This is a genomic window from Pseudomonas sp. Y39-6, from assembly GCF_023651955.1.
Taxonomy (GTDB): domain Bacteria; phylum Pseudomonadota; class Gammaproteobacteria; order Pseudomonadales; family Pseudomonadaceae; genus Aquipseudomonas; species Aquipseudomonas veronii.
Map to the genome: position 1 here is coordinate 496764 of NZ_CP069594.1, position 22058 is coordinate 518821.

At 63.4% G+C, this 22058-nt stretch carries 20 protein-coding genes and 1 pseudogene; 3 read left to right on the forward strand and 18 right to left on the reverse strand.

The window, feature by feature from the left end:
* Nucleotides 1-27: 27 nt before the first annotated feature.
* Genes JN756_RS02145 through JN756_RS02200 form a run of 12 tightly spaced genes read right to left on the reverse strand, consistent with a single transcriptional unit; the run spans nucleotide 28 to nucleotide 10842 of the window.
* On the reverse strand, nucleotides 28-2358 hold the full coding sequence (locus JN756_RS02145; RefSeq protein ID WP_046384957.1) for an MMPL family transporter: 2331 nt from the start codon (nucleotides 2356-2358) through the stop codon (nucleotides 28-30).
* Nucleotides 2330-3016 (reverse strand): outer membrane lipoprotein carrier protein LolA, encoded by a 687-nt coding sequence (locus JN756_RS02150; RefSeq protein ID WP_046490798.1) that lies wholly within the window; start codon nucleotides 3014-3016, stop codon nucleotides 2330-2332. The genes JN756_RS02145 and JN756_RS02150 overlap by 29 nt, the downstream gene beginning before the upstream one ends.
* On the reverse strand, nucleotides 3010-3438 hold the full coding sequence (locus tag JN756_RS02155) for an acyl-CoA thioesterase (RefSeq protein WP_057003642.1): 429 nt from the start codon (nucleotides 3436-3438) through the stop codon (nucleotides 3010-3012). Before JN756_RS02155 ends, JN756_RS02150 begins: the two co-directional genes overlap by 7 nt.
* Nucleotides 3431-4972: an HAL/PAL/TAL family ammonia-lyase gene (locus tag JN756_RS02160; RefSeq protein WP_126588445.1), complete on the reverse strand. Its 1542-nt coding sequence runs from the start codon at nucleotides 4970-4972 to the stop codon at nucleotides 3431-3433. The genes JN756_RS02155 and JN756_RS02160 overlap by 8 nt, the downstream gene beginning before the upstream one ends.
* Entirely contained in the window at nucleotides 4956-5891 is a 936-nt protein-coding gene (locus JN756_RS02165) for a lysophospholipid acyltransferase family protein (RefSeq protein ID WP_017849837.1), read from the reverse strand. Before JN756_RS02165 ends, JN756_RS02160 begins: the two co-directional genes overlap by 17 nt.
* Entirely contained in the window at nucleotides 5888-6622 is a 735-nt protein-coding gene (locus JN756_RS02170; protein ID WP_046384953.1) for a glycosyltransferase family 2 protein, read from the reverse strand. The genes JN756_RS02165 and JN756_RS02170 overlap by 4 nt, the downstream gene beginning before the upstream one ends.
* Nucleotides 6615-8285 (reverse strand): acyl-CoA synthetase family protein, encoded by a 1671-nt coding sequence (locus JN756_RS02175; RefSeq protein ID WP_201021747.1) that lies wholly within the window; start codon nucleotides 8283-8285, stop codon nucleotides 6615-6617. Before JN756_RS02175 ends, JN756_RS02170 begins: the two co-directional genes overlap by 8 nt.
* Nucleotides 8282-8827 (reverse strand): COG4648 family protein, encoded by a 546-nt coding sequence (locus JN756_RS02180; protein WP_017849834.1) that lies wholly within the window; start codon nucleotides 8825-8827, stop codon nucleotides 8282-8284. Before JN756_RS02180 ends, JN756_RS02175 begins: the two co-directional genes overlap by 4 nt.
* Entirely contained in the window at nucleotides 8824-9078 is a 255-nt protein-coding gene (locus tag JN756_RS02185) for an acyl carrier protein (protein ID WP_017849833.1), read from the reverse strand. Before JN756_RS02185 ends, JN756_RS02180 begins: the two co-directional genes overlap by 4 nt.
* Before the next feature lie 9 nt (nucleotides 9079-9087).
* Nucleotides 9088-9357, reverse strand: coding sequence for a phosphopantetheine-binding protein (locus JN756_RS02190; RefSeq protein WP_046384951.1), 270 nt, complete (start codon nucleotides 9355-9357; stop codon nucleotides 9088-9090).
* Nucleotides 9335-10147, reverse strand: coding sequence for a lysophospholipid acyltransferase family protein (locus JN756_RS02195; RefSeq protein ID WP_017849831.1), 813 nt, complete (start codon nucleotides 10145-10147; stop codon nucleotides 9335-9337). Before JN756_RS02195 ends, JN756_RS02190 begins: the two co-directional genes overlap by 23 nt.
* A complete protein-coding gene (locus tag JN756_RS02200; protein WP_046384950.1) occupies nucleotides 10123-10842 on the reverse strand; it encodes a beta-ketoacyl synthase chain length factor in 720 nt (239 codons plus the stop codon). Before JN756_RS02200 ends, JN756_RS02195 begins: the two co-directional genes overlap by 25 nt.
* A 337-nt stretch (nucleotides 10843-11179) precedes the next feature.
* Here JN756_RS02200 and JN756_RS02205 point away from each other — a divergent pair, with 337 nt between their 5' ends.
* Nucleotides 11180-11950, forward strand: coding sequence for a ParA family protein (locus JN756_RS02205; RefSeq protein ID WP_017849829.1), 771 nt, complete (start codon nucleotides 11180-11182; stop codon nucleotides 11948-11950).
* A gap of 41 nt (nucleotides 11951-11991) precedes the next feature.
* Here JN756_RS02205 and trxC read toward each other — a convergent pair whose 3' ends face one another.
* On the reverse strand, nucleotides 11992-12426 hold the full coding sequence (gene trxC, locus JN756_RS02210; protein WP_017849828.1) for a thioredoxin TrxC: 435 nt from the start codon (nucleotides 12424-12426) through the stop codon (nucleotides 11992-11994).
* A 238-nt stretch (nucleotides 12427-12664) separates the two neighbouring features.
* Here trxC and JN756_RS02215 point away from each other — a divergent pair, with 238 nt between their 5' ends.
* Both JN756_RS02215 and JN756_RS02220 read left to right on the forward strand, forming a co-directional pair.
* Complete coding sequence (locus JN756_RS02215; RefSeq protein WP_017849827.1) at nucleotides 12665-12961, forward strand: type II toxin-antitoxin system HigB family toxin; 297 nt, start codon at nucleotides 12665-12667, stop codon at nucleotides 12959-12961.
* Complete coding sequence (locus JN756_RS02220; protein WP_046384949.1) at nucleotides 12958-13359, forward strand: helix-turn-helix domain-containing protein; 402 nt, start codon at nucleotides 12958-12960, stop codon at nucleotides 13357-13359. Before JN756_RS02215 ends, JN756_RS02220 begins: the two co-directional genes overlap by 4 nt.
* A gap of 6 nt (nucleotides 13360-13365) precedes the next feature.
* Here the strand turns inward: JN756_RS02220 and selO are convergent, their stop codons facing one another.
* The 5 genes and pseudogenes from selO to JN756_RS32300 all read right to left on the reverse strand — a co-directional run.
* The gene (selO, locus tag JN756_RS02225) at nucleotides 13366-14829 is read right to left on the reverse strand and encodes a protein adenylyltransferase SelO (RefSeq protein ID WP_126588442.1); all 1464 of its coding nucleotides are present in this window, start codon (nucleotides 14827-14829) and stop codon (nucleotides 13366-13368) included.
* 48 nt (nucleotides 14830-14877) lie between these two features.
* Nucleotides 14878-18261: a mechanosensitive channel MscK gene (gene mscK / locus JN756_RS02230; protein ID WP_046384947.1), complete on the reverse strand. Its 3384-nt coding sequence runs from the start codon at nucleotides 18259-18261 to the stop codon at nucleotides 14878-14880.
* Between the two features lie 49 nt (nucleotides 18262-18310).
* Complete coding sequence (locus JN756_RS02235; RefSeq protein WP_046384946.1) at nucleotides 18311-20053, reverse strand: potassium/proton antiporter; 1743 nt, start codon at nucleotides 20051-20053, stop codon at nucleotides 18311-18313.
* Nucleotides 20054-20284: 231 nt separating this feature from the next.
* Nucleotides 20285-21157: a methyl-accepting chemotaxis protein gene (locus tag JN756_RS32295; protein ID WP_371928164.1), complete on the reverse strand. Its 873-nt coding sequence runs from the start codon at nucleotides 21155-21157 to the stop codon at nucleotides 20285-20287.
* Nucleotides 21158-21187: 30 nt separating this feature from the next.
* A pseudogene (locus JN756_RS32300) lies at nucleotides 21188-21940 on the reverse strand (MCP four helix bundle domain-containing protein); the annotation flags it as partial.
* Nucleotides 21941-22058: the final 118 nt, after the last annotated feature.

Here is a 22058-nt window from a genome sequence, read left to right on the forward strand (position 1 = left end):
TCCTTGCCGCTTTGGCGATAATCACATTCATGAGGCGTGCTTCTGTCGGCCGGCCCAGGGCGCCAGCATAAAGCTGAAGGCCAGGCCCAGGCTGACCGACAGGCCGAAATTACTCACCGCGGGTGTACTCGACAGCGCCAGCAGGCCGAACGACAACCAGGTCGTCAGTGCCGCCAGCAGTGTTCCTAATAGGCTGACCGCAGGCCCGCCGATCTGTTCACGCATCAGGATCGCGTAGTCGACGCTGATGGCGGTGACCAGCAGCAGGCCGAACAGGCTGAACAGCGTCAGCGGCTGGCCCAGCCAACCGAGGCTGGCCAGGCTGCACAGCGCGGCCAGCAACGGCAGGGCGACGATGCGCAGCGCGCCGCCAAAGCCGAAGGGCACGATCAGCAACAGCACGATCAGCCCGCACGACATCAACTTCAATTCAGCCGCGCTGATCTGCGTGGCGGCGAACACCCGGTTCAACTCCCCCAGGCGATCCACCAGTTGCACCCCCGGCAAATCCGCGGCCTGCACCTGCAGCAGCGCCGGGTCGCTCAAGCCTTGCAGGCTGATCATGGCTGCCACACCGCCGTCGACCGGGCCCAGCCACAGCGTGCGCCAGGGTTCGGCCAGTGGCCCGAGCAGCGCAGCGTCGATGTCTTGGGTGGGCAGCGCTTGCAGTTGAGCGACTTCGGCTTGCAGCGCGCCGACGGGCACGCCGAGGTCCAGCAGCGGTTGCCAGTGCGCGGGAAGTGCATTCAGCGCCTCGCGCAGCTGTTGTTGCTCGGCGGGCAGGTTGACCAGCTGGTTCAGCGCCAGATAACCCTGGAGTTTGTCCATATTCACCAGCTGTTCCAGGCGCTGGCCCAGGGCGGCCTGGCGTTCCAGCAACTGCTGCTGATTGTCGGCGCGCACCAGGAAGAACTGGCTGGTGGGTTGGAACCCGGTGATCCGCGCCACGGCCTGGGCTTCCTGCAGTAATTGCGGCGGGGCGCCGATCCACTGGCGCAGATCGTTTTTACTGTTCAACTGCCACAAGCCGCCGGCGCAAAACAGCAGCACCCACACCAGCAGCACCGCGCTCGGCACGCGCTTGATCAACCCGGAACGCATCAGCCACAGGCGCTCGGCGATGTGCAACGGCCATTGCGCCGGGCGCAGGTCGACACCCTTGAGCAGCGCCGGCAACAGGCACACGGCCGACAGGTACGCACCGACCAGGCCGGCAGCGGAGAATACGGCGATCTGGGTCAGCGCCGGGAACGGCGTCCAGGCCAGCGCCAGGTAACCGATGCAACTGGTCGCCAGGCTCAGGCTCAGGCCCGGCAGGGTCAGGCGCAACGCCGGCCAACTGCGCCACGGCTGCAGGCTCCAGCTTTTCGACAAATAGTGCAGCGGGTAGTCCACCGCCACGCCGATCAGGCTGGAACCGAGCACCAGCGTCATCACATGCATATGCCCGAACAGCGCCACACAGGCCACCGCGCCGAACAGCATGCCCACCAGCACCGGCACGAAGGCCAGCAGCACGCGCCAGCGGCGGAACGCCAGGAGCAACAGCAGCAGAATGCCGAGGGTGGCGCCGCCGCCGACCCAGGTGATTTCGCGGCTGGCTTGCTGTTGCCCGCTGGCAGCGTAGAGCAAACCGCTGGCCGCGAGCAGTTGCGCACCGTGCTCGGTGGCCTGGGCGCGACTGGCCTGGAGCAGGTCCGCGACCTGCAGCGGCAGTTTCATATCGAAGGCATTGCCGGTGGTGCGCGCACGCAACAGCACCCAGCTCTTGCCGTCGGCATCGGCGATCAATGCGCCGCTGCCGATATCCAATTGCACCGCGCCGCTCTGCGGCTGGCTGTTCTGAATGCGTCCGGTCAGGCCCAGCCAGTCGTCCTGGCTCGGCACCAGGCTGAACCCGGTGAACGGGTCGAACAGCGCTTGCACGCGCTGCTGGATGAAGGCGTCGGGGTGGTCGATCAGTTGCTCGCGGTCCTTGGCCGCGAGCATCGACAAACGCCCGCGCAACAATTGCGCGCGCAGTGCCGGCAGGTCGGCTTGCAGGTTCCATTGGACCTTTTCAAACAGGCCGCTGGCTTGCCAGCGCGCGCCCAGTTGCTCGGCCACGTTGACCGCTTGCTGGCGGTCGGCGTGCCCCACGAGGACCAGGATTTCGCGGTTCAACGGTTCCTGCATGCGCTGTTCGGCTTGCAGTTCGAGGGCGTCCGGCGTGTTGCCCGGCACCAGTTCCATCAGGTTGGCCGACAACGGCGCGCCATGGCGCCATTGCCAGCCGGCCAGGGCCAGCACGGCCACCAGCAGGGTCAGGAACAGGCGCGGCAATAAACGCTCACTGGGCAAAGTCGTGTTGCTCCGCATCGCTCAGGGGAAGGTCGGCGCTGCTGTCCTGCATGCGCAGCACGGTGCTGTCGCCCTGGGTTTCCAGCAGTTCGATGCTGTGGACCAGCGTGCCGCCGTCGATATTGATCTGCTTGAACACTTGCTTGAGCAGCAGCGAGCGCGGGGTCAGCGTCAACTGCCACTGCTCGGCTTCGCCCTGCAGTTGCAGGTCGAAGTCACGCTGCAAGCCGCTGCTGTCGCCCTGCAGCACGGCGAGGAACAGGCGGTTCTGCTCGGCCCCGGCGCTCTTGTTCGGCAGCGTCTGCCAGCCATTGGCGTCACGCCGCGCAATGCCTTGGGTACTGATGCGGTAATCCTGTTGCAGCGGGGTTTTGAGCAGCCACAGCAGGCCGTGGTCTTTGGCCAGGACGAAGGTGCCTTTGCTGACCAAGGGCTGCGGCAGGGCGCGCAGGTGTTTTTCCTGGATGAAGCTGCCGTGGATCACGCTGGGTTTGGCCAACTGATCGCTCAGTTGCTGCAGATCGAACCCATGGGCCGCCGCCGAAAAACCAAACAACGCGAACACTGTAGGAGCGAGCTTGCTCGCGAAAAACCTGAGGGCACCGCGGGGTGTCAGGTGGCCAGCGTTATCGTTGACGATCTTCGCGAGCAAGCTCGCTCCTACAGGGGTCAGCATTTCAGGGCCTTTTCGATCGCGTCGATGAAGACGGTAGGGGACGCCAGTTGCATCTCGCGGCTGGCGATTTGTACCGCTACTTGTACCGTGCTGGCACGGGTCAGGCGTTCGCCGCTGGTACGGTCGGTGATCAGGTAATTGACCTTCAAACGGTTCTCCCACTCCACCAGGCTGGCGCGCACGTTGAGCGTCTGGCCGAAGGTGGCGCCGCGCACATAGCGCAGTTGCATGTCGATCACCGGCCAGGCGTAGCCCGACTCGAGCATCGCTGCGTAGTTATGGCCGATCTTGTCGAGCAGGGCGCAGCGGGCGATTTCCAGGTACTTCACGTAGTGCCCGTGCCAGACCACGTTCATGGTGTCGATGTCGAAAAACGGCACGAGGATTTCCGTGTCGCAATGCAGTACGCCCGGGCTACGCATGCAGCCTCCAGTGTTGCTCGGCGATGCGTTGCAGGCACAGGCGCAGCTCGCCTTCGAGGGCGCGGTCTTCGATCACCGGCGGGAAGTCCTTGGCCAGCTCGCTGTGCATCGCTGCCAACGCCGGCGGCAACGGGCGCGCCTCGGCGGCCTGGGCGCGCAGCCACACGCCCTGGTTGGCGGCGAGCAGGGTGGCGGCGGCGACCTGTTCGGTCAGCTCCAGCACACGGATCGCATCGCGGGCGGCGATGGTGCCCATGCTCACTTTGTCCTGGTTGTGGCACTCGGTGGAGCGTGAAAACACGCTGGCCGGCATGGTGTTCTTCAGCGCTTCGGCGGTCCAGGCGCTGGTGCCGATCTGCACTGCCTTGAAGCCGTGGTTGATCATCGCGCGGTCGGCCGGGGCGCCGGACAGGTTGCTCGGCAGGCCGTGGTTGTAACGCACGTCCACCAGCAGGGCGAGCTGGCGGTCGAGCAGGTCGGCGACGTTGGCCACCAGGGTCTTGAGGCTGTCCATGGCGAAGGCGATGTGCCCGCCGTAGAAGTGCCCGCCGTGCAGCACGCGCTCTGCTTCGGCGTCGATGATCGGGTTGTCGTTGGCGCTGTTGAGTTCGATCTCGATGAACGAGCGCAGCCAGTTCAGGCTGTCGGCCAGCACGCCGAGAACATGGGGCGCGCAACGCAGCGAGTAGCGGTCCTGCAAACGGTGCAGCGGCGCAGTCGGCGCATCGATGGCCAGGTCTTGGCGCAACCACGCGGCGACTTGCATCTGCCCCGGGTGCGGCTTGGCGGCGAACAGGCGCTCGTCGAAGTGTTCCGGGTTGCCTTGCAGCGCCACCACGTTCAGCGCGGTGATGCGCGTGGCCAATTGCAGCAGGTAATCGGCGCGGGCGAAGGCCAGGCAGGCGAGGCCGGTCATCACGGCGGTGCCGTTCATCAGTGCGAGGGCTTCCTTGGGCCGCAGGACCAGCGGCGCCCAGCCCAGTTCGCGGTGGACGTCGATGGCCTGGCGGCGTTCGCCACGGAACAGCACGTCGCGTTCGCCGGAGAGCGTCGCGGCCACGTAGGACAGCGGCGTCAGGTCGCCGCTGGCGCCCACCGAGCCTTCTTCCGGGATCAGCGGCAGCACGTCGTGTTCGAGGAACGCGTGCAGGCGTTCGAGCAGTTCCACGCGCACCCCGGACACGCCGTGGCACAGCGACTGCAAACGCGCCGCGAGCACGGCGCGGGTGGCTTGCGCGTCGAGCAACTTGCCCAAGCCGCAACCGTGGAAGGTGTACAGGTGCCGCGGCAGGGCTTCGACGTGCTGCAACGGCACCGCCACCACGCACGAGTCGCCATAGCCGGTGGTCACGCCGTAGATCACGCCTTCCTTGTCCAGCAGCGAGTCGAGGAACTGCGCGCCCTTGGCGATGCGCTGGCGATACGCGGCATCATCCTGCAAGTGCGTGGGCGCCTGACGATTGGCCAGGGCCAATACGTCTTCAATGCGCAAAGCGCGTTCGCCAAACGTTACCGGCTCAAGATGCGTCGTCATCGGTCTTCCAGAAAGGGTAAAAGTTGAACCATTGTTGGGGCGCTTCCAGGCAGAACTGGCCCAGGCGTGCGGCGTAGCGTGCGGTCCACAGGGCGATGACCTGCTCGCGGGTGCTGCGTTTCCATTCGATCAGTTGGGCAAACGGTTCGATGCTCAGGCGATAGCGGCCCTGGTGCTTGAGGCACATCAGCAGGTTGACCGGGCATTTCAGCAGGCCGGCCAGCAGCCACGGGCCCTGGGGGAAGGCGGCGTCATGGCCGAGGAAGTCCACGCGCACCGTGCGCCCGCCGTGCAGTGGCACGCGGTCGCCGGCAATCGCCAGCCATTCGCCGTCGTCCAGGCGCTGGCTGAGCAGCAGCATGGTCGCCGGGTCCAGCTCGCTGACCTGGATCAGGCGCAAATGGGTCGCGCCGGCTTCGCCCAGCAGGCGGTTGAAGCGTTCGGCGTGCTTGGTGTGGACCAGCACGTTCATGGTGACTTTTTCGCCGATCTCCGCGAGCGCGCGGCACACTTCGAGGTTGCCCAGGTGCGCGCCCACCAGCATCTGCCCGCGTTCGCCGCGCAGTTGCCCACGCAATTGCGCCGGGTCGTGGATTTCGATCTGCTCGATGCGCAGCTTGCCGTTCCACACGTCGAGCTTGTCCAGCAGCGCATCGGCAAATGCCATGAACTGGCCGAAGACTTTGCGCAGGGTCGGGCGCAGCTCATCGCGGCCGCTCCATTGCGCCAGGCGCTGCTGGTATTGCCAGGTGCTCTGGCGCGCGGTGCGGCCGAACAGGAAGAAGTACAGCACGATGCCGTACAGCAGCGGGCTCAACAGCCGGCGCCCGAGCAGCCTGGCGGCGACTGCGGTGAGTTTCATCAGCCAGAAACTGCCACGCTCTTCGCGGTCGGCCCAGTGTTTGCTGCTGTCGCTCATGCCTGCCACCGTCGCCACAGAATCATCGGTGCGCGCACCAACATGCCGAAGAACAGCCGGGTGTGCATGGCCGAGATACGCACGTTGTCGCGGAACAGGCGGAAGTGCGACAGGCCGTCGGCGGGGTAATGCACCTTCGTCGGCAGCCAGCGCATCGGCTGGTTGCGCCAGGCCAGGCGCACCAGGATGTCCGAGTCGAAATCCATGTGGGTGCCGATGTAGGCCGAGTCCATCAGCGCCAGGGTCGGCACCAGCGGGTACACGCGAAAGCCGCACATCGAATCGCGAATCTGCAGCGACAGGGTGTTGATCCACACCCACACGTGGGTCAGGTAGCGTGCGTACAGGCGGCCCTTGGGCACGCTGTCGTCGTATTCGGGGTAGCCGCAGATCACCGCCGTGGGGTGTCGGCGCGAGGTGTCGATGAAGCTCTCGACTTCGCGCAAGTCATGTTGGCCGTCGGCGTCCACTTGCAGGGCATGGGTGAAGCCCAGGCGCGCCGCTTCGCGAAAGCCGGCCATCACCGCGCTGCCCTTGCCTTGGTTGTTCGGCAGGGTGAGCAGGCTGACGTTGTCGAGGGTCGCCAATTGCGCCAGCACCGCCGCGCACGCCGGGCTGCTGCCATCGTCCACCAACAGGCATGGCAGGCCGCTGTCGAGCAGGCTGTGGACCACGGCCGGCACGGCGGTTTCATGGTTGTAGACCGGGATCAGGGCGCAGGGGTTATGCATGCACAGGCTCCAGTTGAATCCGGCCACTGGAGCAGGCTGCGACGCCGCTGCGGTAGGCGAAATACAGCTTGCTGCGTTGCGGGTCGAAGCGCAGGTGCAGTTCGACGTGGTCGCCGGGGCGCACCAGTTGCTGGAACTTGAGCACTTCCATGCCGGCAAAGGTCGCCGGCAGGTCGAGCAGTTGCTGGCCGAGGTTGAACGCCCACTCGACCTGCACCACGCCCGGCAGCACCGGCGTCACCGGGAAGTGGCCGCTGAAGTAGGCCAGGTCCGGCGGGATGCTCAGTTGCAAGGTCCATTCGCCATCGGCTTCGACTTGCTCCAGCACCTCCGGGGCTTTCGGCCGGGGCGCCAGCAGCAGCGCTTCGATCTCGGCCTGGGGCAGCTTGCCTTGGCTGTTCAGCGGCAACTGTCGCAGTAAACGCCAGCGACGCGGCAAGGCCAGGGCTTCGCAGTGCTGGCTCAAGTGTTGGCGCAGGGTTTGCGTGACGGTACGCCGGCCCTGGTTGCGCAGGGCATGCAGGCCGTCGGCGCTCAGCACCACGAGGGCGCCGAGGCTGGCGCGGTTTTCCTGGACCACGCCCAGGCGCGTTTCGGCGACCCAGGGGTGCGCCATCAGGGCCTGTTCGAGCATGGGCAGGGAGATACGTTTTTCTTCCAGTTTGACGATGCGATCCAGGCGCCAGAGCAGCTCGAAGCGGCCGTCGGCATGCAGGCGGGCGGCGTCGGCGGTCTGTTCGATATGCCCGGCGGGCAGGTACGGCGAGGCAATGCGCAGGGCACCGTCGGCGTCCTGGCTCAGTTCTACCCCGGCGAACGGCTGCCACGGCTGCGCGCCTTGGCGCCAGGCAATGCCGCCGGTTTCCGAGCTGCCGAGGATTTCCGTCGGCCATTGTTGCAAGCGTTCGTACAGGCTGGCGGCTGCGTCGATGGGCAGGGCGCCGCCGGAGGAGAACACCCGCGACACTCGGCTCAGGGCCGGCCAGTCGAGGTTGTCGCCCATCCGCTTGAGCAGCGCCGGGCTGGCGACCCAGGCGAACCGTGGGTGCTCGCGGCTGGCGCGCTGCAAATCCTCCGGGAAGGCCAACTGGCGGCGCACGAAGCTGCGGCCGGCGCACAACGGCCACAGCACGCGGAACAACAAGCCGTAGATGTGTTGGGTGGCGACGCTGCCGATGATGCAGGCGTCGTTGAGGTCCGCGCCCCACAGCGTTTCCAGGGCCTGCACCTCGTTGGCCAGCTGGCGCAGGGTCTTGTCGATGCGCTTGGGTTCGCCGCTGGAGCCGGAGGTACACAGGCTCAATTGGCACGCATCCAGGTCGAGGGCGGCCGGGCTCAACGGCGCCTGATACAACGCGTCCAGGTCCGCGGCGTCGGTCAGCCAGGTGTCGACGGCGTCGGCCCAGCGTTGGCGAGTCTGCGGTTGCAGGTCGGCGGGCAGCAACACGCCGACCCCGGCGCGCCAGGCTCCCAGCAGGGCGATCGCCAGCAGGCCGGCGTCTTCCAGATGCACCGCCACGCGCTGGATACCGCGCGCGTGCAGGCCTGCCGCCAGGCGCAGGGATTGCTCCCACAGCTGGGCGTGATTCATCGCAGGCTCGGTGGTGACCAAGCGCTGTTCCAACGGCTCAAGCAGCAGGTGCTCAAGTTTCAACCCATTCATACGCGGCCTCGAACCCTTTGTCGTACCAGCCATTCCACGGCAAACAACAGCCCCATCAGCCCGTAGGCGATCAGGCCGTTGTACAACGTCCACCAGCTCAGCGGCGCCCACAGGGTGAGGGCGGCGGCCAGCAGGCCATTACACAGAAAAAACACGCTCCACACCACGGTGACCTGGCGCGTATACACAATGGCTTTCGGCGGCAGTTGCGGGTCGGTCATGCGTGCCAGGCGCTCGACCATCGGCGGGCCGTATTTCAGGCTCAGGCCGAACAGCGCCAACATGAACGCGCTGACCAGGCTCGGGTACCAGCGCAGCAGGTGCGGGTTGTCGAACCAGGCCAGGGCCAAGCAGAACAGGATGATCGCCACCGCCATCCAGCGGCTGCCGGGGCGCCGCGCACCCGTGAGCGCGCGCAGCAACCACAGGCTGCCGAGCAGCAGGCCGAATTGCCACGGTGCAAAGTGCTCGGTGCCGTAATACACCGCGAAAGGGTACAGCAACCCCGCCAGCAACAGGCCAAGGCCGATCAGCCGGCTCATGCGGCCGGTTGGACCAGACGGTACACCGCCTCAACCACGTCGTTCACGGTACGCACAGCCTTGAACTCTTCGGCGGCGATTTTTTTGCCGGTCTGGCGTTTGATGTGGTCGATCAGGTCCACGGCGTCGATGCTGTCGATTTCCAGGTCCTGGTACAGGTTGGCTTCGAGGGTGATGCGTTCAGGTTCCAGTTCAAACAGTTCCACCAAGGCAGCGCGCAGGGTGTTGAAAATATCGTCACGAGTTTGCATGGTACGGTCTCAAGCTGCCTGTTTGGCCGTGACGAACGCCGCAAGGCTGGCCACGTTGGTGAAGTGATTGCGGGTGTCCTTGGCGTCGGCATCGATCTTGAAGCCGTACTTTTTCTGGATCGCCAGGCCCAGTTCCAGGGCGTCGACTGAGTCCAGGCCGAGGCCTTCGCCGAACAGGGTTTGGTCGCTGTTGATGTCGTCGACGCTGATGTCTTCCAGGCCCAGGGCCTCGATGATCAGCGTCTTTATGTCGTGCTCAAGGCTGTTTGAGTTGCTCATCTTCGGCGAGCTCCTTAATAAAATAGTGATGCAGGTAATCGTTGAGCTTGCGTGAGGCCTGGGGCGCGGGGCCGAGTGCGGCGAACGCTTGTGGTTCTATATCGGCACCCACCCGTAAACTGAAGTGAAAGCGGCGTTTGGGAATGCGATACCAGGGTTCGGCCTTGGTCAGGGTGGTCGGGCTGACCTTGATTACCACGGGGGTGATGATTGTCGCACCACGCAACGCAATCGCGGCGCCGCCGCGATGAAAGGCAGGCGCCGCGCCGGGTGTGGTGCGGGTGCCTTCTGGAAAGATGATCAGGGTCTGACCTTCGCGCAGCGCATCGGCGGCGGCGTCGAGCATGTCCGCGCTGCCGTCATTGCTGATGTAGCCGGCATCGCGTACCGGCCCACGGGTGAACGGGTTTTGAAACAGGCTCTGCTTGACCACGCAGTTGGTCTGGCGCATCAGGCCGATCAGGAACACCACGTCGATCAGTGACGGGTGGTTGGCGACGATCATCTGGCCGGGGCGTCCGAGTTTGTCGGCACCGTCGACGCTGAACGTGAGAATGCCCAGGCGCTGCATCCACCGAATGAACAACCAGAACAGGCGACTGATGGTATGCCGCGCGCGCCGTTGGTGCTGCTTGGCAGTCCCCGGCAGGCAATTGAGCAACGGAAACACCAGTAAGCGCAGGCACAGCCCGCCGACGCCAAACAGCGCGAAGCTGGCGGCGGTGGCGAACAGGCGCCAGTAGTAGGCGTCCCGTGGCTTGTCGTTCAGGGCTTGCGTTGCCAGTTCCATACGCGGTTCTTCCAGGCGTGTTGGCAGGCGCCCTGTTCGGTCAACAGGGTGCGTAGCAGGTTCAGGGCATGAGGCCACTGGGTGTGAGTGTGTTGGACAGTGCCGGTGCGCAGTTCCAGTTGCCACTCGTCGCCCGGCGTCAGTAACAGGCCGAGGGCGTAGGGGAAGGGCACGTCGTGGATCCAGTTGGCGTAGGCCTCGGGTGGCTGTTCCTCGCTGATCACCAGCAATACCGCCGGGGCGCCTTCGTTGAGCAGGGCCGCTGCTTCGAGCATGCCGTGTTCCAGGCCATCGCCGGCGGCGGCGAGGGCGGTCATTTCGCTGGTTTCATTGCGCAGGATCGACCACAGGCCAATCACCGCGTTATGCACCGACAGGCTGAACTGGGTCGGCGACAACGGCTGGTCGTTGGCCAGGTCGCTGAGGATGTCGAGGGTGCGCGGGGTTTCGCCGTGGCGGGAAACGAACACCAGCGGCAGGTCTTGCAGGCCCTCGGCCAGCGGCCAGCCCACGCTGAAAGCCATGCGCGCCAGACGGCTCAGGCGGCGGCGCTGCATGGCCGGTAAAAACGAGACGTCGGGGGAGGCTTCGCTGGCGGGTAGCAACACTGGCGCCTGGCACCAGGCGCGCCAGTCGTCCGCACTTTCGAGGCCCGGAGCCCAGGCGCGCCATTGGCTGATATTGAAATTGATCACTGAGAAGATATCCCGCCCCTGCGGGCTTCCATGCGCGGCCACTGGCCCCGAATACCGGGACAGGGAGCAGCAGCCGAATGGCGCGCATTATCCCGGTGCTGTGGGGTTCTAGCAAACTTTGGTAAATATTTGTTCACGGCCGATTACAATTTGCTGGGGAAGATTTACAGATTGTCCTTCACTGAGAACCGAGCTGGATTGTCGGACTGTTCCTTTTCATTTGTACGTTAGATGCTAGCCCTGACCATTAATGCAGCAGTGCATGGATGAACGAGGTAGCTAACCGGCGCTTTTGCCCTCTACACTCGGGCATTCATTGGTACACGGAGGTTTTTCCATGCGGCGCGTGGTGTTCAATCAAAAAGGCGGGGTTGGCAAGTCCAGCATCGCCTGCAACCTGGCGGCGGTCAGCGCCAGTGAAGGTTATCGAACCCTGTTGGTGGACCTCGATGCACAAGCCAACTCTACTCAGTACCTCACCGGGCTGACCGGCGACGATATACCGATGGGTATTGCCGAGTTCTTCAAGCAAACCCTGTCTTCGGGGCCGTTCGCCAAGAAAAACCGGGTGGATATCTACGAAACGCCCTTCGACAACCTGCACGTGATCACCGCCACCGCTGAGCTGGCGGACTTGCAGCCCAAGCTCGAAGCCAAGCACAAGATCAACAAGCTGCGAAAGCTGCTGGATGAACTGAGCGAAGACTACGACCGGATTTACCTGGATACCCCGCCAGCGTTGAATTTTTATGCGGTTTCGGCGCTGATTGCTGCTGATCGTGTGTTGATCCCCTTCGATTGCGACAGTTTCTCGCGCCAGGCGCTGTATGGCCTGCTGGCGGAAATCGAAGAATTGAAGGAAGACCACAACGAAGGCCTGGAAGTCGAAGGCATCGTGGTCAACCAGTTCCAGGCGCGAGCGAGCTTGCCGCAGCAGATGCTCGATGAGTTGATTGCCGAAGGCTTGCCGGTGCTGCCGGTGTACCTGGCGAGTTCGGTACGCATGCGTGAGTCGCACCAGCAGAACAAACCGCTGATCCACCTGGACCCACGGCACAAGCTGACGCAGCAGTTTGTGGAGTTGCATAACCTGCTGGAAAACGCCTGACCCAAAGCACCACACTGGCCTGCGTTGTGCTCAAGGTCGAGTTACACCCCTTGGCTACGCAACCAGCTCATCAACTGCGGTAACGGAAACGCCCCACTCTGACGCGCCACTTCGCGGCCGTTCTTGAACAGAATCAAGCTGGGAATCGAGCGAATCCCCAACTGCGCCGACAACTGCTGATTGGCCTCGCTGTCCAGCTTGGCCAACCGGCACTTGCCTTCCAACTGCGCAGCGGCCTGCTCGAAGATGGGTGCGAACGACTTGCACGGCCCACACCAATCGGCCCACACATCCACCAGCAACGGCAGGTCGCCCTTGATCTGGCTGGCGTAGTCGCCCTGTTTCAGTTCAAAAGGTTTGTTCAGCAGCACCGGCTGCTTGCAGCGCCCGCACTTCGGCGCATCGCCCAGGCGTTCGCCGGGGATGCGATTGAGGCCGTTGCAGTGCGGGCAGGGAATGACGAGAGGGTTGGACATGGTGGCGCTCCTTTGAGACTGGCCAATAGATCCTATTTGGAGTCAGGTCTGGGGTTTATCAAGGCGTGGGAGCGGTGACTCATCCGTTCACAGTTTCTGCCATGTCGATGTGAAGCCGCTTATCTAGGCTGTTGGAGCGCGTTCTGTTTCCCGCCATCTGTCTGTTTGCGGTTATAGCAAATTGCGATAGTTTGAGTTCGGGTTTAACCTTCATAGCAAGATGCGATAAGGATGTTGCATGCGAGTGATTAGTGAGAAAAGGATCTGGGAAGCAAAGGAAAAGTGGCCGCGCTCAGCGAGTGCTTTGGATGAGTGGTACCGACGGATAAAGCGCAATAGCCCAGGAGATTTCGCGTCAATGAAAGGCATTTTTCCTGCGACGGATAAAGTCGGGCAGTTCCATGTGTTCGACATCGGTGGCAATAAACTGAGGTTAATTGCTTTCGTGCGGTACCCAGCACAACGAATTTACATCAAGCATCTGCTCGATCACCGCGAATACGAACAAGACAAGTGGAAGGAGACAATCAGATGAGCGCACTCATTCAGCTCGCCGCTGAACATTGGCAATTTGTTTCACCATTACTGCGCAAGCCAAAAAACGAGGCGGATTACGATGCACTGGTTGCTGCCCTCGACGAGTTGCTGGATTTGGTCGGGGAGGACGAATCAAATCCGCTTATGAGTTTGGTGGATATTCTCAGTGACTGGATCGAAGCCTACGATCACGAGCATCGTCCGATGCCCATCGTCAGTGGTGTTGACGTGTTGCGCGCGATGATGCGCGAACACGGCTTGAATCAAAGTGATCTGCCAGGCTTAGGCAAACAGTCAGTCGTTTCCGAGATTCTGAGCGGTAAGCGTAAGCTCAATCTGCGACAGATTAAATGGTTGGCCGAACGCTTTGGGGTTTCCGTGGAGACGTTCATCTAGCCGACTCTACGAAGAACAACTGATCTCCAAATGCTTGCCCCAATCCGGCGGCCGCTGCGCGTACTGCTCCATCCCGGCCTGCTCCTCGAACGGTTTGCGCAACACCTCATGCAGCCGCCGCACTTCGCTGTAATCCCCAGACTCGGCGGCGGTGATAGCGTTCTGTGCGAGGTAGTTGCGCAGGATGTACAGCGGGTTGACCGCATGCATCCGTGCTCGGCGCTGTTCTTCGCTGTACTCGCCATCACGCGCCACGCGGGCCTTGTACGCATCCGCCCAGGCATCGAAGCCGTTCCTGTCGACAAACTCGTCGCGCAACCGCGCCACTGCGAGCGCGGCCGGTTCATCGCCCAGGCGGCGGAAGAACAGCGTGTAGTCCACGCCGCTGTTCTGCATCAATTGCAGCAGGCGCTCCAGCAGTTTCTGGTCATCGTCTTCGGCGCTGGTCAGCCCCAGCCGGCGGCGCATCAGGTCCAGGTAGTGCGCCTGGTACAGCGGCAGGTACAGGCCGAGGGTTTCCTTCAAGGCGTCGACGCTGATAAACGGTGTGAGCGCCTGCGCCAGCGCGCTGAGGTTCCACTGCCCGATCGGCACCTGATTGCTGAAGGAGTAGCGCCCTTCATGATCGGAGTGGTTGCAGACGAAGTGCGCGTCAAAATCGTCGAGAAACGCAAACGGCCCGAAATCGAAGGTGATGCCGAGGATCGACATGTTGTCGGTGTTCATCACCCCATGGCAGAAGCCATAGGCCTGCCATTTGGCGATCAGTGCGGCGTTGCGTTCGACGACTTCGCGGAACATCGCCAGGTACGGTTCGGGCTGTTCCTGGCACTCGGGGAAGTGCAGCTTCAACACGTGCTCGGCCAGTGCCGCCTGCTGCTCGGGCTTCTGGGTGTAGTAGAAGTACTCGAAATGGCCGAAGCGGACATGGCTACGGGCCAGGCGCAACACCATCGCCCCGCGTTCCTGCTTCTCGCGCCAAACCGGCGTGCTCGAGCCGATCACACACAGCGCCCGGCTGCTAGGGATGTTCAATGCATGCAGGGCTTCTGATGCCAGAAACTCCCGAATCGAAGAGCGCAGCACGGCGCGGCCATCACCCATCCGCGAGTACGGCGTCTGCCCGGCGCCCTTGAGGTGCAAGTCCCAGTGTTCGCCGGCGCGGTTATACACCTCGCCGAGCAGCAAGCCACGGCCATCGCCCAACTGCGGGTTGTAGGAGCCGAACTGATGCCCGGAATACACCATCGCCCGCGGTTCGGCTTCGGCCCACAGCTTGTGGCCGCCGAACAGTTCGGCGAACACCGGCGTTTCGGCCACGGCCGGGTCGAGGTCGAGCAGGGCCATGGCGGCGTCGCTCGCCACGACCAGGCGCGGTTCGTCGAGGGGCTCGGGCAGGACGTGGGTTGAGAACGCGTCGCCCAGGCGTGCGAAGCGATTGTCGAAGGTCAGTTCGTCGAGGGCTTTCACCGGCCATCTCCAGCAGAATGTCCGAGCATTCTGCTGGGGATAGGCGTTTTAGTCGAGCTTGGAGGGTGGCGGCTCGGGGGCGTCCACCACTTTGCCCGGCGGCGGTTCCGGTGCGTCGTGCGTCTCGGCCGGGTTGGCGATGGTGCGTTTTTCGTCTTCTACCGGCACCAGCTTGTACTCCTGGCCGTGCAGGTTCTTCAGGTAAACCTCCATCTGCCGGAACGAGATGTTGATGTGGTTGTTCTTGAACTCGCGGTTGATAAAACGGTTCACCTCGTCGATCACCGGGTTGCGGTCACCGAGGTCGCGCACGTGCATGCGCAGTTCGTGGTCGAGGGTGCTTTCGCCGAAGTTGAGGAAGTACACGTGGGGTTCGGGTTCTTTCAGCACCCGCGGGTTTTCGCGCGCGGCCTGGAGCAGCAGGGCTTTCACCAGGTCGAGGTCGGAGCCGTAGTCCACGCCGAGCTTGAGGGTGACCCGGGTGATGGTGTCGGTCAGCGACCAGTTGATCAGTTGCCCGGTGATGAACGTCTTGTTCGGGACAATGATGTCCTTGCGGTCGAAGTCGGTGATGGTGGTGGCGCGGATGCGGATCTTGCTCACCGTGCCCGACAGGTTGCCGATGGTGATGGTGTCGCCGATCCGCACCGGGCGCTCGAACAGGATCATGATGCCGGAGATAAAGTTGGCGAAGATCTCCTGCATACCGAAGCCCAGGCCCACCGACAGCGCAGCCACCAGCCATTGCAACTTGTCCCAGCTCACGCCGAGGGTCGATAGGGTCGCCACAAACCCCACGCCGGCAATCACGTAGGACAGCAACGTGGTGGTGGCGTAGGCGCTGCCCTGGGCCAGGTCCAGCTTGGACAGCACCAGCACTTCCAGCAAGCCGGGCAGGTTGCGCGCCAGGGCGAAGGTGATGCCGATGATGATCAGCGCGCCGAGCATGTCGCCGATGCTGATCGGCACCATGCTGATATTGGCCCCGGTGCCGCTGGTGTATTCGTAGAGGGTGACGTTGTCGAGGTAGGAGAACACCGAGATCAGGTCCGACCACACCCAGTACAGCGCCGCGATGAAGCCGCCGAGCAGGGCCAGGCGGATCAGGCGCATGGATTGTTCGTTGACCTGTTCGATGTCCAGGGTCGGCTCTTCGATCACCGCTTCGCCTTCGCCGGCTTCCTTGGCGGCCTGGCGTTTTGCCAATGCCCGCGAATAGGCCAGGCGCCGGGCGGCGACGCCCAGGCCGCGGGCGAACGTGGCTTCGATCACCAGCCAGAACATCAACAGGTACAGGGTGTTGATCAACCGGTCGCTGAGCTTCAGCGCGGTGTAGTAATAGCCGAAGCACACGGCGATAAACAGTGCGATGGGCAGCGCGGTAAACAACAGGCCCGCGGTTTTGCGGAACAGTGAGGCTTTCTCGTGGGTCGTGCTGTGCAACAGCAGGCGACCCAGCAGCCAGGCCATCAGCGCATAGCAGGTCAGCACCACGCCGATGCCCAGCACATCGTCGGCCAGGGCTGCCGGCTGGTGCTCGGCAATGGCCACCACGGCCACCAGCGCCAGCACCACCAGCCCGAGCTTGCGTACCCAACCTTGCAGGAATGCGACCTGCGGTCGTTCCCAGCGGAAGTGCAATTCGGCGACGCCGCCTGGCGCGAGGATTCGGTAGGCGGTGTAGAACACCAACCACGCCTGAGCGATCTGCAACAGCGCGGCACCCAGGTTGGCGTTTTGCCCGCGGGCGTCGATCTGCAACGCATAACCGCATAACGCCAGGCCCAAGGCCACGGGCATGGCCAGCAGGATATTCACCAGGATCGCCTGGGGCGTGTGCCATTGGCTGTCACGCTTGAAGTGGCCGATGTCCATGTGCACCTTTTTCAGCCGCGCGTACAAGGCATTGCGCCGCCACAACAGTGCGCCGATCAACAGCAGCAACGGCAGGAACAGCAGCGGGCGCTGGGTCAGGCCGTCGTACAGTTCGCTGACGCTGGAGGCCCAGGGCAGGGAGGTGACTTGCTTGCTCAGGTGATCCGGGACGGTTTCCAGCCACTCGGTGTCCAGCGGCTTGTTGCTGGGAATCCAGAACATCTGCTCATCGAGGGTCGCACGCAGGGTGGTGGCGGTGCTCAGCAGTTGTTTTTGGTTCAGTTGCAGGGTGATCGATTCATTGAGCAGCGCGCTCAGCTCGCGGCTCAGGCGCTCGAGCAGGTCGCTGCGGGTGATCGCCAGTTCCAGCAGAGTGCGCCGCAATTGCGGGGTGACCTCATCCGGCGGCTGGTTGGCCAGCAGGTTATCCACATAGGTGCTGGGCGAGCTGATCAGTTCGCGCTGCTGGTTGACCTCGAACTGGTACAGGCGAATGTTGGCGATGTCGTCGGCGAGGTTGCGGTCGACCGTGAGGCGCGGCAAGGCCTGTTTCTGTTTGTACAGAATCTTCGACAGCAGCAGGCTGCCCTTGAGCACGTTGATCTGTTCGTCCAGCGCCGAGTCGCTCTGGGTCACGGTGTCCAGTTGCTGCTTGGTCTGCAGGTTCTTCTGGGTCAGGTCGTTGAGGCGGTCGGTGCTTTTGAGCAGGTAGTCGGACAGCTTCAGGTTGGCCGCGCTTTCCGTGGCCAACAGGCTGCTGCTGCCGGCTTTCTGCGCTTCGATGGACTGTTGGGTCACCGTCTGTTGGGACTGGGCCAGGCGTTTCTGGTTGATCAGGGTTTGCAGGTCCTGGATCTCTTGTTCCAGGCGCGCGGTTTTTTCCACCACCAGGTCATGCTGGCTGTTGCCCAGGTCTTGCAGTTGGCTGTTGCCGGCCAGTTCCTGGCGGCGCAGTGGGATCAGGGCATTGAGCGACGCCAGTTCGGCGTTCAACTGGTTGCGTTGGTCGGCGCTGAGGGTTTTGCCATTGTCCTTGCCGGCCTTGAGGGTCGCGTTGATCTGCTGGATGCGCGTCTGGCTGCTGCTGATTTCGGTCTGGGCGCGTTCGGGACGGGTCTGGGCGGCGATGGTCAGGCTGTTGGCGTCGGCCAGGTCTTTTTGCAGGTCGCCTTGCTGGGTGGTGCGCTGCACCAGCAGTTGTTCCAGTTGCGGCACCGGCAAGGTGGCGTAGCGCTGGGCCACCGGGACGACTTTGGTGGCCTTGAGCCGGGTCAGTTCGCGCTGGTTTTCGCTGGTCTGGCGCGGGGCGTCTTGCAACTGGCGCTTGAGATCGACCAGGCGCTGCTCGTAATCCTGCTTGTTGCCCAGGTGAGTCAGCGTCTGCTGCAGGATCGCCTGCAGCGCCTTCATGTCGGCGTCGGGCAGCTTGCGGTCGGGCAGCTTGTCCAGGGTTTGCTGGATAGCGTCGGCGCTGGGCGGGTCGGCGGCGTATACGCTGCCGACACAAAGGGTCAGGCCCAGCAGGGCAGTGGCGAGAAAAGTGCGCAGGGTTGGCATAGAGACCGGTCGAGCAAGGTGAAGAATCGGGGCAGTATTGCCCCGCAGTTTAGAGGAAGAGTCCGGGGCCCGGGCGACTTCCTTCGGGGAATCTGACGCCGACTTTGCCAATCTTGTTCCCGTCCATGACGGCGACGGTCCAGATCGTGTTGTTCCACTCCACCTGGTCGCCGACCACCGGCGCGCCGCCGACTTTCTGGGTGATGAAGTGGCTCAGTGGCATGTCCGGGTCGATGCCTTCGAGCTGCAGGCCGTACAGCGCCGAGACTGCGCCCAGTTGGGCGTCGCCTTCGAGGATGAAGTCGCCGAAGAAGCGCAAATCCAAGCCGCGTTGCGGCGCCTGGCTGAACAGTTTGCCCAGGGCCGGCAGGTTGTGTTCGTGACCGATCACGCAGAGCAGATCGTCGGCTTCCAGCACCGTACTACCCGACGGATGGAGCAGTTGCTGGCCACGGAACAGTGCAGCGATACGCGTGCCTTCGGGCATTTTCAGCTCGCGCAGGGCTGCGCCGATGCACCATTTTTCCGCGCCCAGGCGGTAGACGAACAGTTCCCACTCACTGGTGACGTGAACTTCCAGGGCGGCGCGGGAAATCGGCGCCGGCTCCGGTGGCACGGTCACTTTCAGCAGCTTGGCCACCCACGGCAGGCTGGTGCCTTGCACCAGCAGCGAGACCAGCACGATAAAGAACGCCAGGTTGAAGTACAGCTGTGCATGGGGCAGGCCGGCCATCAGCGGGAACACCGCAAGAATGATCGGCACCGCGCCGCGCAGGCCGACCCAGGCGATAAAGGCTTTTTCGCGGCCGTGGAACGCCTTGAACGGCAGCAGGCCGACCATCACCGACAGCGGCCGCGCAAACAGGATCATCCACAGCGCCAGGCCCAGGGCGGGCAGCGCAATCGGCAGCAGGTCGTGGGGCGTGACCAGCAGGCCCAGCACCAGGAACATGCCGATCTGGGCGAGCCAGGCCATGCCGTCGAGCATATGCAAAATGCCATGACGGCTGCGCACCGGGCGGTTGCCGATCACCAGGCCGCACAGGTACACGGCGAGGAAGCCGCTGCCGTGCAGGGCGTTGGTCAGGGCGAAGACGAACAGGCCGCCGGCGATCACCAGGATCGGGTACAGGCCGTTGGCCAGGTTGATGCGGTTGACCATCTGCAGCATCAGCCAGCCGCCGCCCAGGCCGATGAGGCCGCCGATGCCGAACTCGCGCACCAGGTGCAACAGCAGGTTCCAGTGCAGGCCGGTCTGGCCGCTGGCGAGCATGTCGATCAGGGTGACGGTGAGGAACACTGCCATCGGGTCGTTGCTGCCGGATTCGATTTCCAGGCTGGCGGAGACCCGTTCGTTGAGCCCCTTGCCGCCGAGCAGCGAGAACACCGCGGCGGCGTCGGTGGAGCCGACAATCGCGCCGATCAGCAAGCCTTGAATGATGTTGAGGTCAAACAGCCAGGCCGCGGCCATGCCAGTGAGGCCGGTGGTAATCAACACCCCCACCGTGGCCAGCGACAACGCCGGCCAGAGTGCCACGCGAAAACTCGCCACCCGGGTGCGCAAGCCGCCGTCGAGCAGGATCACGGCCAGGGCGAGGTTGCCCACCAGGTAGGCGGTCGGGTAGTTATCGAAGATGATGCCGCCGCCGTCGACGCCGGCGACCATGCCCACGGCCAGGATGATCACCAGGATCGGAATGCCCAGGCGGGACGAAAGAGAGCTCACCAGAATGCTCGCACTCACCAGCAACGCGCCGATCAAGAACAGGCTGTTGATGGTGGTCGCATTCAAAGGCAGTACTCCATGGGCAAAATAAGACGGACGCATTCTGACCATGCAGTCTGCGTGCCAGCGATTCTAACCTGTTGAATTGCCGCGCTGTCAAAAAGCTTTTAGCGACGGGCGCCGATCTAAATGTGGGAGGGGGCTTGCCCCCGATTGCGATTTGTCAGCTAGCTTATCTACAGCTGACCCACCGCAATCGGGGGCAAGTCGAATCGTCGCACCGCCCCTCCCACATTCTTAGAGGCGAAACCGCCCAACCATCCCGTTCAAGTCCACCGCCAGGCGCGACAACTCGCTGCTCGCGGCACTGGTCTGGCCGGCGCCGGTTGCCGATTGCACCGACAGATCACGAATGTTCACCAGGTTGCGGTCCACTTCCCGTGCCACCTGCGCCTGTTCCTCCGCCGCGCTGGCGATCACCAGGTTGCGTTCATTGATCTCGACAATCGCCGTGTTGATCGTATCCAGCGACATCCCCGCGCCTTTGGCGATGTTCAGCGTCGATTCCGCGCGCTCGGTGCTGTTGCGCATCGAATCCACGGCATGCTCGGTGCCGGCCTGGATACTGCCGATCATCCGTTCGATCTCGCTGGTCGACTGCTGGGTGCGATGCGCCAGCGCACGCACTTCGTCGGCCACTACGGCAAAGCCACGGCCGGCTTCCCCGGCGCGTGCGGCTTCAATCGCCGCGTTCAGGGCCAGCAGGTTGGTCTGGTCGGCAAGGCCACGAATCACGTCGAGCACCTTGCCGATGTCGCGCGACTCATTGGCCAGGTCGCCGATTAGCGTCGCGGTGGCTTGCACGTCGCCGCTCATGCGCTCGATGGCGCTGACGGTTTCCTGCACCAGGTCGCGGCCGTCACCGGCGGAGGTGGTGGCGTTGCGCGAGGCCTCGGAGGTGCTCACCGCATTGCGCGCGACTTCCTCGACGGCGCTGGTCATCTCGTTGACCGCGGTGGCGGCCTGTTCGATTTCGTTGTTTTGTTGGGTCAGGCCACGGGCGCTTTCGTCGGTCACGGCGTTAAGCTCTTCGGCGGCAGAAGCCAACTGAGTGGCCGAGCCGGCGATGCGTTGCAGGGTGTCGCGCAGCTTGTCCTGCATCTTGGCCATGGCAGCCAGCAGGCGGCCGGCTTCGTCGTGGCCATCGACCTTGATCGGGCGTGTCAGGTTGCCTTCGGCGATTTCTTCAGCCGCGTCCAGGGCCTGGGCGATCGGCAGGGTGATGCTGCGGGTCAGCAGCCAGGCGAACAACAGGGTCAGCGTCGTGGCGATGACCAGCAGCCCAACCACCAGGTCGAAGGCCAGGTTGTATTGGTCTTTGGCCTGCTGATTGGTGGTCAGGGCCATCTTGTTGTTGATGTCCGCCAGGCGCGCCAGCACGGCGTTGGTCTGCTCGGCGTTGCTCAGCAACTCGCTGTTGAGCAACTCGCGCAGCTCGTCGACCTGATTGGCCCGCGACATGCTCTTCATGCGCTCTTCGATCTGATGGTACTGGGCTAGCAGGCGCACGTATTCGTCGTAGGCCGCGCGTTCTTCGCTGCTGTCGATGAGTTTTTCGTAGATGCCCTGGGCGGTCCGAATCTGCTGGTTGCGCTGTTCGATGGTTTCCAGGGTTTTTTGCTGCACGTCTGGCCCGCGGTTGGTCAGCAAGCGGTATGACAGCACCCGCAGGCGCAATGTCAGCTGGGTGAACTCATCGAGGGCGCGAATACTCGGCACGCTGGACAGCGTGATGTCTTCTGCCGCCGCGCGGATTTTGCTCATTTGGTTCAGGGCGAACACACCGAGAAACAACATGAGTGCACCAATCAACGCGAAGCCTAGGAACGCGCGCGGCGCGATATTCATATTACGAAGAGACATGCGGGAGTCCTGGGAAGAAGCGCGATCCATGCGGCTATGAGACAGGGTGAGTATTACCTATCGGCAGTACGACTAAAGTCTAAAGTGGCGTGTGTTTTTATCGCATCTGACGAGGGGCCGGGTCGATTCAGGAACCAGATGGGGGAAA